The organism is Nonomuraea cavernae, assembly GCF_040655715.1.
GTDB classification, from domain to species: Bacteria; Actinomycetota; Actinomycetes; order Streptosporangiales; family Streptosporangiaceae; genus Nonomuraea; species Nonomuraea cavernae_A.
Window position 1 is genome coordinate 106,891 of sequence record NZ_JBFAKL010000014.1, and the last position, 13,344, is coordinate 120,234.

The following is a 13,344-nucleotide window of genomic DNA, read 5'->3' on the forward strand; positions in this document are numbered from 1 at the left end:
TGGAGTGATCATGCGTCTGCGCATACTCGCCGCCCTCGCGGCGATCTCCGTCGCCGCGCTGAGCGGCTGCGGCGAGACAGGCGGCAGCGGCGGCAGTGCCGCCGCGCTGCGCATCATGGCCCCCGCCGCGCCGGGCGGCGGCTGGGACCAGACCTCCCGTACGGCCGAGCAGGCGCTCAAGTCCGCCGCCCCGGACCGCAAGGTCGAGGTCTACAACGTGCCCGGCGCCGGCGGCACGATCGGCCTGGCCCAGCTGGCGGGCGAGAAGGGCAACGGCAACCTGCTGATGACCATGGGCCTGGTCATGGTGGGCGCGATCGAGCAGAACAAGTCCACGGTCACCCTGGCCGAGACGACGCCGATCGCCAAGCTGACCGAGGAATACGAGATCATCGTGGTCCCGGCCGAATCCCCGCTCAAGCAGCTGTCCGACCTGGTCGCGGCCTGGAAGGCGGACCCGGCGAAGGTCTCCGTCGCGGGCGGCTCGGCCGGCGGCACCGACCACATCGTGGCCGGGCTGATGGCCAAGGCCGCGGGCGTCGACCCCAAGCAGGTCAACTACATCGCCCACTCGGGCGGCGGCGAGGCGCTGAACGCGCTGCTCGGCAACAAGGTCACCCTGGGCATCTCGGGCGTCGGCGAGTTCGCCGAGCACGTCAAGTCCGGCAAGCTGCGCGCCCTCGGCGTGACCTCGGGCGAGCGGCTGCCCGACCTGGACGCGCCCACCCTCAAGGAGGGCGGCCTGGACGTGGAGCTGGCCAACTGGCGCGGCTTCGTGGCCCCCGGCGGGCTCAGCGACACCGACAAGCAGGCGCTCACCGACCTGGTGACCAAGATGCACGACTCGCAGGCCTGGAAGGACGCCGTGGCCAAGAACGGCTGGATCGACTCGTTCCAGACCGGGCAGCAGTTCGCCGACTACCTGACCGCCGAGCAGACCCGGGTCAAGGGCATCATCGCCGAGATGGGGCTCGTCTCCTGATGTCCGAGTCCGGCAACCCCGTCACCGGACCCGCTGACAAGCGGGCCCGGTGGTGGCGGCCCGAGCTGGGGCTGGCCCTCGTGGTGCTCGGCCTCGGCGGGTTCGTCATAGCGGGAACCCTGGAGGTGTCGGCGGCGGCCTCGCGGCTCGGCGTCGGGCCGCGCTTCTTCCCCCTGCTGGTCGGCGGCGCGATGATCCTCATCGGCCTGTGCTACGTCGCCGACGTGCTGCGCGGCGGGCGCGGCGATCCCGAGGAGAGCGAGGACGTCGACCTCGGCGCGCCGGCCGACTGGCGGAGCGTCGGCCTGGTCAGCGGGGTCTTCCTGGGCTTCACCGCGGTGCTGAACGTGCTCGGCTGGATCATCGCCGCGAGCCTGCTGTTCTTCGGGCTGTCGGTGGCGCTCGGGGCCGAGCACCGGCTGCGCGCGGCGGGGATCGGGGTGCTCCTGGGGATCACCACGTACCTGCTGTTCGTCAAGGGGCTGGGCGTCACGCTGCCCGGCGGCGTGCTGCGAGGGGTGATCTAGGTGGAGTCGTTCGAGCTCCTGCTCGGCGGGTTCGCCGAGGCGCTGACGCCGGTCAACCTGCTGTACGCGCTGATCGGCGTCACGCTCGGCACCCTCGTCGGCGTGCTGCCCGGCATCGGGCCCGCCATGACCGTGGCCCTGCTGCTGCCCATCACCTTCACCGTGCCGCCGGCCAGCGCGTTCATCATGTTCGCCGGCATCTACTACGGCGGCATGTACGGCGGCTCCACGACGTCGATCCTGCTCAACACGCCCGGCGAATCGTCCTCGATGATCACCGCGCTGGAGGGCAACAAGATGGCCAGACGCGGCCGGGCGGCGCAGGCGCTGGCCACGGCCGCCATCGGCTCGTTCGTCGCGGGCACGATCGCGACCGCGCTGCTGGTCGTGGCCGCGCCCGCGGTGGTGAGCTTCGCCATCGCGTTCGGCCCCGAGGACTACTTCGCGCTGGCGATCCTGGCGTTCACCGCCGTGTCGTCGGTGCTGTCCCGCTCGGTCGTGCGCGGCCTGGCCTCGCTCGTGCTGGGCCTGGCCATCGGGCTGATCGGCATCGACCAGCAGACGGGACAGGCCCGGCTCACGCTCGGCATCCCCCAGCTGCTCGACGGCATCGACGTGGTGATCGTCGCGGTCGGGCTGTTCGCGATGGGCGAGGCGATGTACGTGGCCTCGCGGCTGCGCCACGCGGTCCCCGAGGTGGTGCCCGTCGGACGGGCCTGGATGGGCCGTTCCGACTGGCGCCGGTCGTGGCGGCCGTGGCTGCGCGGCACCGCCCTGGGCTTCCCGTTCGGCGCGCTGCCCGGCGGCGGCGCGGAGATCCCCACCTTCCTGTCGTACGCGGCCGAGAAGCGGCTGGCGCGCGGCGTCGCCCGCGAGGAGTACGGCAAGGGCGCGATCGAGGGCGTCGCCGGGCCGGAGGCCGCCAACAACGCCTCGGCCGCCGGCACCCTGGTGCCGCTCCTCACGCTCGGGCTCCCCACCTCGGCGACGGCCGCGATCCTGCTCGCCGCCTTCCAGCAGTACGGCCTGCAGCCCGGCCCGCAGCTGTTCGACCACAACCCGGCCCTGGTGTGGGGCATGATCGCGTCGCTGTTCATCGGCAACACGATGCTGCTGGTGCTCAACCTGCCCCTGGCCCCGCTGTGGGCCCGGGTGCTGAGGATCCCGCGTCCTTACCTGTACGCCGGGATCGTGCTGTTCGCCGCGCTCGGGGTCTACGCCCTGAACGCGACCGTGGTGGACCTGGTGGTGTTGTACCTGCTCGGGCTGCTGGGGTTCGCGATGCGCCGGTTCGGGCTGCCCATCGCCCCGGCGGTGATCGGCATGATCCTGGGGCCGATGGCCGAGATCCAGCTGCGCCGGGCCCTGGCCATCGGGGCGGGGGACGTGGGCGTACTGGTGCGGAGCCCGGTGGCCGTGGTGCTGCTGGCGCTGTCGCTCCTCGCGCTGCTGACGCCGGTCTTCAGGAAGCTGCTGGCCCGGCGCGCCCCCGCGGCCGTCGCCCACGTGCCCCGGGAGGAGGACTAGCGTCCCGCCGGGCCGTACAGACCGGCCGTCTCAGGCCGCCGCCACCTTCTCGCCGGCGGGAACGCCCCGTGCGGAGCTCACGACCGCGCGGGGCGCGATCGCCACCCCCACCAGCGTGATGACGAGCGCGGTCGCGAAGACCGCCCAGTAGCCGGAGCCGGCCGCGGCGAACAGCGCGGCCGTGACCGCCACGGCCACCACCGAGAACACCGCCTCCCCCACCTGCAGCGCGGAGCTGTTCACGCCCTCCTCGCCGGGAGCGGACAGTTCGAGGGTGAGGACCGACAGCGTCGGATACACCAGCCCCATCCCGAAGCCCGTCACGATCCACGCCGGGTAGGCCAGGGCGACGGGCACGACGGCGAACGCCAGGCCGCCCATGAGCAGGATGCCCAGCGCGATGGTGGCCGAGCCGAGCCAGAGGTTCGTCTTCCGGCTCCACACCTCACGCCCCTGCAGCCAGGACGCGAACGACCAGCTGACGCCGCCTCCGGTGAGCGCCAGGCCGGCCACCAGCGGCGACAGACCCCGGTGCTCGATGAGCATGAGCGGGACCATCACCTCGGCGGCGAAGAACGCACCGGCGGTCAGCCCGCGCAGCCCGACGACCGCGGGCAGGCCTCTGACCGCCCGCAGCGTGCCCTTCGGAAGCAGCCTGGGCAGGGCCACCGCCAGCATCGCGAACCCGGCGACCAGGAGGACGACCCGCCCGCCGCTGCCGTACTGCATGAGGGCCGCGCCGGCGGCGGTGACCGCTCCCCACGCGACCTTGGCCATCAGCCCCGGAGCGGGCGCGCTCCGCCCGCCGTCGACGGGCCGTCCGGCCAGGCCGCGCAGCAGCATCAGCACCGCGAACAGGGTCAGGATCGGCACCAGCAGGAACACCCAGCGCCACCCGAGGGTGTGCAGCACCACGCCCACGATCGCCGGTCCCACCATCGACGGCACCACCCAGGCCGTCGCGAACAGGGAGAACACCCTCGGATGCAGCTCCTCGGGATAGACCCGGGCCACCACCACGTACAGCGCCACGTTGACCAGCGCCCCGCCGAACCCCTGCACCAGCCGTCCGGCGATCAGCATCTCCATGCTGGTCGCCAGCCCGGCCAGGAGCAGGCCGCCGGAGAAGCCCACCACGCCCGTCCACAGGGGGGCGCTCGGACCGCGCAGGTCCGCCCACCGGCCGCCCAGCACGGTCCCCACCACCCCGGCGGCCATCGCGCCGCTGAACGCCAGCCCGTAGAGCTCCATCCCGCCGAGCTCCGCCGCCACGACCGGCATCGCGACCGCCACCGCCATGTACTCCAAGGCGACCAGTGACACCAACGCCACCAGCCCCGCCGTCAACGCCTTCCGATTCATGCACCCAACGCTAGGCGCCGGCCACACTCCGGCGCCTCCCGCCATGGTCCTAAGCCCAGCTCAGGAGATCGTCCTAGGACCTCACGACGGCGAATGCCCCGACACGGCGGGCACGCGCGGGGGCCCCGCCACGGAAGTGACGAGGCCCCCGGCGCAACCTCCGCGGCTATTCGGAGACGCCCAGCTTCTCCAGGATCAGCTCACGCGCCCGGGCGGCGTCGGCCTTGCCACGGCTGGCCTTCATCACGCCACCGACCAGCGCGCCCGCCGCGGCGACCTTGCCGGAACGAACCTTGTCGGCGGCGTCGGCGTTGCCCGCGATGACCTGGTCGACGATCGCGGACAGCTCGCCCTCGTCGCTGACGATCTTGAGCCCGCGCTTCTCGACCACCTCGTCCGGGGTGCCCTCTCCGGCGAGCACGCCTTCGAGCACCTCGCGGGCCAGCTTGTCGTTGAGCGCCCCCGAGGCCACCAGCTCGGTGACCCGGGCGATCTGCGCCGGCGTGATCGGCAGCTCGGCGAGCGCCGAGCCGGACTCGTTGGCGCGGCGGGCCAGCTCGCCCATCCACCATTTGCGCGCGTCGGCGGCCGGCGCGCCTGCCGCGACCGTGGCCTCGACGAGGTCGATCGCGTCGGCGTTGTGCATCGCCTCCATGTCGAGCTCGGACAGGCCCCACTCGGCCCGCAGCCGCTTGCGCTTGACCGACGGCAGCTCGGGCAGCGCCGCCTTCAGCTCAGCCACCCAGGCGCGATCGGGCGCGATCGGCACCAGGTCGGGCTCGGGGAAGTAGCGGTAGTCCTGCGCCTCCTCCTTGGACCTGCCGGACGTGGTGCTGCCGGTGTCCTCGTGGAAGTGCCTGGTCTCCTGCACGATCCGGCCGCCGTCGGCGAGAACCGCGGCCTGCCGCTCGATCTCGCTGCGGACCGACCGCTCGACGCTGCGCAGCGAGTTGACGTTCTTCGTCTCGGTGCGGGTGCCCCACTCGGACGAGCCGCGCGGCATCAGCGAGACGTTGACGTCGCAGCGCAGCGACCCCTCCTCCATGCGCACGTCGGACACACCCAGCGAGCGCATGATCTCGCGCAGCTCCGTGACGTACGCCTTGGCCACCTCGGGCGCCAGCCGGTCGGTGCCGGGGATCGGCTTGGTGACGATCTCGACCAGCGGGATGCCGGCCCGGTTGTAGTCGACGATCGAGTAGTCGGCGCCGTGGATGCGGCCGGTCGCGCCGCCCACGTGCGTGGACTTGCCGGTGTCCTCCTCCAGGTGGACCCGCTCGATCTCGATCCGCACCGGCTTGCCGTCGACCTCGATGTCGAGGTAGCCGTCGAAGCAGAGCGGCTCGTCGTACTGCGAGATCTGGTAGTTCTTCGGCATGTCCGGATAGAAGTAGTTCTTCCGGGCGAACCGGCACCACTCGGCGATCGAGCAGTTGAGCGCCAGGCCAATGCGGATCGTCGACTCGATCGCGACGGCGTTGGCCGTCGGCAGCGAGCCGGGCAGCGCCAGGCACGTCGGGCAGACCTGGGTGTTGGGCGGCGCGCCGAACGTCGTCTTGCAGCCGCAGAACATCTTGGACTCGGTGCCCAGCTCGACGTGCGTCTCCAGGCCGAGCACCGGCTCGAACCGATCAAGCGCTTCGTCGTACGGCATGGCCGTCTCGACATTCATGATGAAGTCCTTACTTCAGATCGTCGCATTTCAAGCTATCAATCAGCCGTTCAGAGGAAGCCATCGTTCCTCAGGACATCCGAGGTCGCACCGACCCATGTGGCGTACGCGGGCAGTTGTGCCAGCACATCGAGATCGACATGGTCACCCGCGAAGGCGAAGTGCTCTCCGACCTTCCGGTGCGCGACCCCTGCCAGAACCGCCCTCAGCGCAGCCTTGGGGTCCGGAATCTTCTCGATCTCCCGAGGCCGTGCATGCAGGGCATTCGGATCAGCCCCCGGCACCCTGGCCCATACTCTGGGGTCGGCGAGCAACCACGCTTCGGTCTCCCTCACCGGCACGAGGGAAATGATCGGCCGCTTTAGTCCCTGATCCGCCAGGTACGTCGCGAGGCGATCGGCCTTACCTCGCTCTCGGTGATCGCTGTGCAGGAAGATCAGATGGCAGTCGCCGGCCAGTTCGCCGACTGCCTCTCCGATCGTGCTGTCATCCTTTGTCATTCGGCAACCCGCGTACTGGACGGACTGCACCTCGATGGGGCGGGGAGCGAAATCCGTCAGCGCGCGCAACTGCCGCGCGATGACCCTGCCGAGAAAGACCTCGTCGGTAGCGCCCTCGGCGACGAGCCCCGGAACGAGAGGACGACTCATGGCGTGGACCCGACCGTGTTGAGGTAGGTCCGGACCTGCCTCGGAGACACGAACGTGCCCGGCTCGCCCTCTGACCGCACCGGTTTGGCCACCGTTACACGTGAGCGCGGGCCGTCGCCACCGGTGCGCCATGCCGAGTCCAGGAAGACGAGCGCGTCCTGATTCGTCCGATAGAGAGTGGAGACGGCCACCGGGGAGTGCGTGGTCAGAATGACCTGTCGCCAGGCCGACTCCGTCCTCCCGACCCGTTGGGCGATCCGCTGGAGCAACTCTCCCAGTCTGCTCGGGTGCAGTCCGTTCTCGACCTCCTCCACCATGAGCAATCCAGACGAAGCCCGGTCATAGAGCGCCGCCAGGAGCGCCAGCACCCGCAGTGTTCCATCGGAGGCCAGGCGGCCAGGCACCGGCTCGTGGTCGATCAGGAGATCGAAGGACCACTCCTCCTGATGCTCGTCCAGCACCGGGCGGACGCCTGTGACGTCTGGCACCAGGGCGGACAGATCGACCATGAGATCGTCCAGCTCACCGGTCTCCGCCATACGTCCGAGCACAGCGGCCAGGTTGCCCGCGTTCTCCGCGAGTGGCCTGCGGTCGAACGTCGTGACCGGTCTCCGCATGGCGGCAGGCTCGGGTACGTGGAAGTGCCAGGACGCGGCCTCCCGCGACCACGAGTTGCGCACAGCCGGATGGGGCCCCGTATCCAAGAACCACTCAGCGGGATCTCGAACGGCCCTGATTGTGGCGCTGATCGTCTCGGGAAACGCCGACGGCCCCGTCTCCGCCTTCACACCGATCACGAACTCGGAAACCGGGCGTTGTCCCGAGGGCCGGTGGAACAGCTCTTGCGGTTTGCCCCGGCGCGCTTCGAGAAGCGGGTCCAGGGAAGGAGACAGCCCCAGCCCCTCCCCCAGGATCGCCGCACGAGCGAACGCCAGCGCGTCCAGCAGGTTGGACTTGCCACTTGAGTTGGGGCCGACCAGAGCAAGGAACGGCGGCACGTTCAGCTTGAAGTCCAGGAAGGACTTGAAGCCGTCGATCTCGATATGAGTGAGCACGCCGCCGTTCCTTCCTCGCCTAGAGCGCCGGGGCCTTGGACAGCAGGCCACCGCCCCAGCGGCTCTCCAGGGCCTTCTCGACGGCGGCACCGACCCGGTAGCAGCGGTCGTCGCCCAGGACCGGGGCCATGATCTGCAAGCCGACCGGCAGGCCGTCCTCGTCGGCCAGGCCGCAGGGCACCGAGATGGCGGCGTTGCCCGCCAGGTTGGACGGGATCGTGCAGAGGTCGGCGAGGTACATCGCGATCGGGTCGTCGGCCCGCTCGCCGATCGGGAACGCCGTGGTCGGCGTCGTCGGCGACACCAGCGCGTCGACCTGGTGGAAGGCGGCCTCGAACTCACGCGAGATGACCGTGCGCACCTTCTGGGCCTGGCCGTAGTAGGCGTCGTAGTAGCCGCTGGACAGGGCGTAGGTGCCGAGCATGATGCGCCGCTTGACCTCGGGGCCGAAACCGGCCGCCCTGGTCAGCGCCATGACCTCCTCGGCGCTGCGGGTGCCGTCGTCGCCGACGCGCAGGCCGTAGCGCATGGCGTCGAAGCGCGCCAGGTTGGAGGAGCACTCCGACGGCGCGATCAGGTAGTAGGCGGGCAGCGCGGTCACGAACGACGGGCAGGACACCTCGACGACCTTGGCGCCCAGCGACTCGAGCAGCTGCACGACCTCGTGGAAGCGGGCCAGCACGCCCGGCTGGTAGCCCTCGCCGGCGAACTCCTTGACCACGCCGATCCGCATGCCCGCGACGTCGGCCGTGCGGGCGGCCTCCACCACCGAGGGCACCGGCGCGTCGATCGAGGTGGAGTCGAGCGGGTCGTGCCCCGAGAAGGCCTCCTGCAGCAGCGCCGCGTCGAGCACGTTGCGGGCGAACGGCCCGGGCGTGTCGAGCGAGCTGGCGAAGGCGATCAGGCCGTAGCGGGACGAGCCGCCGTAGGTGGGCTTCATGCCCACGATGCCGGTGACCGCGGCGGGCTGCCGGATCGAGCCGCCCGTGTCGGTGCCGGTGGACAGCGGCGCCTCGTACGCGGCGACGGCGGCGCTCGAACCGCCCGAGGAACCGCCGGGCACCCGGGTCAGGTCCCACGGGTTGCGGGTCACGCCGTAGGCGGAGTTTTCGGTGGACGAGCCCATCGCGAACTCGTCGAGGTTGGTCTTGCCGAGGATGACCAGCCCGGCCTCGCGCAGGCGGCCCGTGACGGTCGCGTCGTAGGGCGGGCGCCAGCCTTCGAGGATCTTGGACGCGGCCGTGGTCGGCATGTCGCGGGTGGCGAAGATGTCCTTGTGCGCGATCGGCACGCCGGCCAGTGGCCCGAGCCGCTCGCCCGCCTTGAGCCGGTCGTCGACGACCCTGGCCTGGGCGAGAGTGGTCTCGCGATCGACGTGCAGGAACGCGTTGATCTTGGGCTCGGCCTCGGCCATGCGGTCGAGATGGGCCTCGGCGACCTCGACGGCCGACACCTCGCGGCCGGCGATCAGCGCGCCAAGCTCGGCGGCGGTCTGGTGAATCAAGCTCATGCCTCCTCCCCCAGGATGCGCGGCACCCGGAAGCGGTCGTCCTCGACGGCCGGAGCGCCGGACAGCGCCTGCTCGGGCGTCAGGGACGCTCGCACCTCGTCGGCGCGGAAGACATTGGTCAGCGGAAGCGCGTGCGACGAAGGCGGCACGTCTTCGGCGGCGACCTCGGCCACCTTCGCGACCGACTCGATGATGGCACCGAGTTGCGTGGCGTAGTGGTCAAGCTCGTCGTCGGTGAGCGCCAGCCTGGACAACCGGGCCAGGTGTGCGACCTCGTCGCGGGTTATGGCGGACATGAGTCGTTGAACCCGTTTTCGTGGATGGAGTTGGGACACTGTCATCCTAGGGGGCTCGCCGGAGCGCCTCCGAACCCTTTAACCACCTGGAAACACACGTCGTGCCCACCGGTGGCGATCGTCCGGCCCGCCCGGGCCGCGGTCACCCGTAGAGTTCGTCGAGCCCGATGCCCCGCACGTCCTTCTCCGCCCGCAACGCGTCGTCGAAGCCCGCCCCGCTGTAACACGCCAGCACCGTGTCACGCACGTCGTACCCCTTGGCGGCGAGCAGGTCTCTGGCCCGCCTGAGCCGCGCGCTGTGACCCTGGCCCATGACCTTGCCCCACTTCGCCTCGCCCAGCGAGACGATGCGCCGGGGCTCGCCGGGCATGGCTGGCGCGAACACCACGACGTCCACCTCGATCTGTTCGCGACGAGCGGGATCGGTGATCACGCCCGCCCCCACGTCGCCGGGAAGTTCGCCGAAGACGTCCTCGGCCTGGGCGAACCGGCGGCACAGCTCCTCGAAATGCGGGCCCAGCACCTGGTCCCTGAACCGGCCGCGGGCGTCCTTCCAGACCGCGGCGGCCCTGCCGCTCTCCAGCAGCCCCCAGCGTGGACGCATCACCACCTGGTGAAAAGTGATCAATGGTTCGCACACGTGGTAAACCGAGCGTGAGGACCGGAAGATGTCGGGCTCCCGGCGCAACAGGCCGCTGTCCTCCAGCACGTTGAGGTGATGACCGATGTCGGCGGCCTTGCGTCCGATGTAGCCGGCTATCCCGCCCCGTGTGCCGTTACCGGTCGCGACGGCGGCCAGCACGGAGTGGTAGAGGGCGGAATCGCGCACCTCCGCCTCTTCTTCCAGCAGATAGCGGGCCTCGCGAAACAGGGGCGTGCCGGGGTCGAGGACCGTCCGCCGCACCCAGTCGTCGAAGTCGTCCGGCCCCTGTGGCGTGTCGTCGCCGACGAAACGGCGATACGCGGGAGTGCCACCCACCACGGCATGCGTCTGCACCGCGAGGCGTGGCTCGGTTATCCGCCAGTAGCCGGCCGCCAGGCGATAGTCGAACGGGCGCACCACGAGCTCCATCGACGCCCGGCCGCGCAGGGGCGCGCTACCCGCCAGGAGTCCGCCCATCACGGACATCGCCGACCCGCACAGCAGGAGGGAGACGGGGGCATCTGTCGCGATCGCCCGGTCGATCTCGCGCTGGATGATCGAAGGAAGGGCCGGCGACACCTTGGTCAAGTAGGGGAACTCGTCGATCACCACCAGCTCGTGCCGCTCGGCGCTGGTGGCGAAGAGCTGCCGCACCGCCTCGTCCCAGCTGCCGAATCGAAAGGGCGCCGGAGCGCCGGCATGCTCGGTGAGCGCGTCGGCGAACAGGCTCAGCGACTCGGTTTCCGTGGCCTCCGTGGCCCCGAAGTAGAACCCTCCGGTCTCCCTCGCGAGGGCTTCGATCAGGAACGTCTTGCCCTGCCTGCGTCGCCCGCTCACGACGCCCAACTGCGGGCGCCGCCCCACCCCGTCGGCGAACCTGGACAGGTGACGCCACTCGAAGTCTCGGGCGAAGACGCGCTCCGGCTTCGCGATCACGTGTGCCGCCAAAGTTGTAGGAGTGTACTTCGACGAAGTGTACTCCTACCTCTTCGCTAGGCCGTCTGGGTGACCTCGGGGCGGTAGCCCAGCTCGATCTCCGGCGTCTCGAAGTGCTCGCGCAGCCACGCGGTGGCCTCGGCGGGCGGCATCGGCCGGCCGAACAGCCAGCCCTGGCCCAGGTCGCAGCCCATTTCGGCGAGCCGGATGGCGGCCTCGTCGGACTCGACGCCCTCGGCGACCGAGCGCAGGCCGAGCGAGCGGACCAGGTCGACGATGGAGCGGACGATCCGGTCGTCGTCCTCGGATTCGGCGATGCGGCGGACGAACGACGAGTCGATCTTCACCTCGGAGACGGCCAGCCGCTGAAGCCTGATCAGCGAGGAGTAGCCGGTGCCGAAGTCGTCGAGGGCGAGAGGCACGCCGAGCACGGCCAGCGCCTTGATCGTCTCGTGGGTGTAGGCCTGGTCACCCATCAGGATGCGCTCGGTGACCTCCAGCTGGATGGCCGCCGGCGGCAGCCTGAACTTGGCCAGGCCCACCTCCAGTTGCTCCGGCAGCTTCGAGTCGAGCAGGTCGCGGGCCGAGATGTTGACCGAGATCTGCACCCGCAGCCCCATGTGCCACCAGCGGGCGGCCTGCTCCAGCGCCATCTCGATCACGTAGGCGGTGATCTGGCGCATCAGGTAGGACTGCTCGGCCAGCGGAATGAACTCCGACGGCGCGATCGGGCCCCGGACCGGGTGGCACCAGCGCAACAGCCCCTCCACCCCGCTGACCGCACCGCCGGCCAGGCCCACCTTGGGCTGGTAGTGCAGCTGGAGGTCGCCGTTGTCGACGGCGCGGCGCAGGTCACCGAGGAGGTTGAGCCGCTCGGGCGAGTTGCGGTCCTTGTCCTGCTGGTAGAGCTCCACCCCGGTGCGGCTCTCCTTGGCGAGGTACATGGCCACGTCGGCGCGTTGCAGCAGCAGCTCGAAGTCGGGGGCATGATCGGGGTAGAGCGCGATGCCGACCGAGCCGTCGAGGTCGAAGGTCATGCCCTCCAGGCGCACCGGCTCGGTCAGCGCCGCGCGCAGCCTCGCCGCCACCTCGCGGGCCGCGTGGGCGTCTCTGATCGAGGGCAGGAGCACGGCGAACTCGTCGCCGCCCAGCCGGGCCACGACGTCGCCCGGCCGTACGGAATGGGTGAGCCGGTGGGCCACCATCTGCAGCAGCCGGTCGCCGACCGGGTGGCCCATCGTGTCGTTGACCTCCTTGAACCGGTCGAGGTCGAGCAGGAACAGCCCGACACGCTCGTCATGGCGGGCCTCGGCCAGCGCCTCCTCGGTGCTCACGATGAGCATCTTGCGGTTGGGCAGGCCGGTCAGCTCGTCGTGCAGCGCCTGATGGTCACGGCGCATGGACAGCGTCGCCGTGAAGTAGACGGCGGCCAGCGGCGCCACGAACAGCGGCACCAGCTCCGGCGAGTCGCTCATCACCACCACGACCAGCGGCGCCAGGCCGAGCAGCGCGGCGTAGACGAGGCTCTGCGGCCCGGCGGTGGACCTGAGCACCCGGGTGATCGAGCGGCGTTCGTGCAGCGCGACGGCCCCGCTCACCAGCGACGCGCGAACGGCGAAGTAGGCGACACCGGCCAGCACGATCGCCGGCAGGTCGGCCCCCGTGGGCACCCAGGGCAGGACGGGGCTGGGCGCGATGCCGAACAGCCCCAGCACGACCGCGGCGGCGGTCAGCGCGAGCGTCGACTGGGCGACGTTGAACATCACCCGGTGCCACGACTTGCGGGTGAGGACGCCGTTCATCACGACGGCCACCGCCTGCATCAGCACCGCCACCGGCAGGCCGAAGTGAAGGAGCACCGCGAAGGTGAACAACGCCGAGGGATAGGTGCCGCCCACCGGCGCCGCGGAGGACACCATGACGGGCCTGAGCTCGCCCAGAGCGACAAGGACGGCGAGCACCCAGAACAGGGGGGCGCGCGCGAGCTCCACCAGGCTGGCCGGATCCAGTCTCAGCATGGCCACGACCAGAGCGGTGAAGCCGATCATCGTGATGCCCGCGAGGAACGCCCACAGGGGCGTGCCGACGCGGGGTCCTGTGTCGCGGGTGTCGGTTGGGTCAGTCATCGGTAACAGAACCCCCATTGGGTCACTAGGGGAGGGTACGACCTTCAGCCCACTTCGC

The 13,344-nt window shown here is 70.6% G+C and carries 11 protein-coding genes; 3 read left to right on the plus strand and 8 right to left on the minus strand.

Features of this window, described 5'->3' with window-relative positions:
• The first annotated feature begins 10 nt into the window (after nucleotides 1–10).
• From AB0I38_RS21560 to AB0I38_RS21570, 3 genes are read left to right on the plus strand one after another with little or no spacing between them, the layout of a single operon-like run.
• The gene (locus tag AB0I38_RS21560) at nucleotides 11–982 is read left to right on the plus strand and encodes a tripartite tricarboxylate transporter substrate binding protein (protein ID WP_358470600.1); all 972 of its coding nucleotides are present in this window, start codon (nucleotides 11–13) and stop codon (nucleotides 980–982) included.
• A complete protein-coding gene (locus AB0I38_RS21565) occupies nucleotides 982–1,509 on the plus strand; it encodes a tripartite tricarboxylate transporter TctB family protein (protein WP_358470603.1) in 528 nt (175 codons plus the stop codon). Before AB0I38_RS21560 ends, AB0I38_RS21565 begins: the two co-directional genes overlap by 1 nt.
• Nucleotides 1,510–3,036, plus strand: a complete 1,527-nt coding sequence (locus tag AB0I38_RS21570) for a tripartite tricarboxylate transporter permease (RefSeq protein ID WP_358470606.1) — start codon at nucleotides 1,510–1,512, stop codon at nucleotides 3,034–3,036.
• Nucleotides 3,037–3,066: 30 nt separating this feature from the next.
• Here AB0I38_RS21570 and AB0I38_RS21575 read toward each other — a convergent pair whose 3' ends face one another.
• The 8 genes from AB0I38_RS21575 to AB0I38_RS21610 form a co-directional block, all read right to left on the minus strand.
• A complete protein-coding gene (locus tag AB0I38_RS21575; RefSeq protein WP_358470609.1) occupies nucleotides 3,067–4,398 on the minus strand; it encodes an MFS transporter in 1,332 nt (443 codons plus the stop codon).
• Between the two features lie 166 nt (nucleotides 4,399–4,564).
• Nucleotides 4,565–6,070, minus strand: coding sequence for an Asp-tRNA(Asn)/Glu-tRNA(Gln) amidotransferase subunit GatB (gatB, locus tag AB0I38_RS21580; RefSeq protein ID WP_358470612.1), 1,506 nt, complete (start codon nucleotides 6,068–6,070; stop codon nucleotides 4,565–4,567).
• Nucleotides 6,071–6,120: 50 nt separating this feature from the next.
• On the minus strand, nucleotides 6,121–6,720 hold the full coding sequence (locus AB0I38_RS21585) for a DUF4276 family protein (RefSeq protein WP_358470614.1): 600 nt from the start codon (nucleotides 6,718–6,720) through the stop codon (nucleotides 6,121–6,123).
• A complete protein-coding gene (locus tag AB0I38_RS21590; RefSeq protein WP_358470617.1) occupies nucleotides 6,717–7,775 on the minus strand; it encodes an AAA family ATPase in 1,059 nt (352 codons plus the stop codon). Before AB0I38_RS21590 ends, AB0I38_RS21585 begins: the two co-directional genes overlap by 4 nt.
• A gap of 19 nt (nucleotides 7,776–7,794) precedes the next feature.
• Entirely contained in the window at nucleotides 7,795–9,285 is a 1,491-nt protein-coding gene (gatA, locus tag AB0I38_RS21595) for an Asp-tRNA(Asn)/Glu-tRNA(Gln) amidotransferase subunit GatA (protein WP_358470620.1), read from the minus strand.
• Nucleotides 9,282–9,581: an Asp-tRNA(Asn)/Glu-tRNA(Gln) amidotransferase subunit GatC gene (gene gatC, locus AB0I38_RS21600; RefSeq protein ID WP_358470623.1), complete on the minus strand. Its 300-nt coding sequence runs from the start codon at nucleotides 9,579–9,581 to the stop codon at nucleotides 9,282–9,284. Before gatC ends, gatA begins: the two co-directional genes overlap by 4 nt.
• A 142-nt stretch (nucleotides 9,582–9,723) precedes the next feature.
• Complete coding sequence (locus AB0I38_RS21605; RefSeq protein ID WP_358470626.1) at nucleotides 9,724–11,160, minus strand: ATP-binding protein; 1,437 nt, start codon at nucleotides 11,158–11,160, stop codon at nucleotides 9,724–9,726.
• 56 nt (nucleotides 11,161–11,216) lie between these two features.
• Nucleotides 11,217–13,286 (minus strand): putative bifunctional diguanylate cyclase/phosphodiesterase, encoded by a 2,070-nt coding sequence (locus AB0I38_RS21610; RefSeq protein ID WP_358470629.1) that lies wholly within the window; start codon nucleotides 13,284–13,286, stop codon nucleotides 11,217–11,219.
• Nucleotides 13,287–13,344 lie beyond the last annotated feature (58 nt).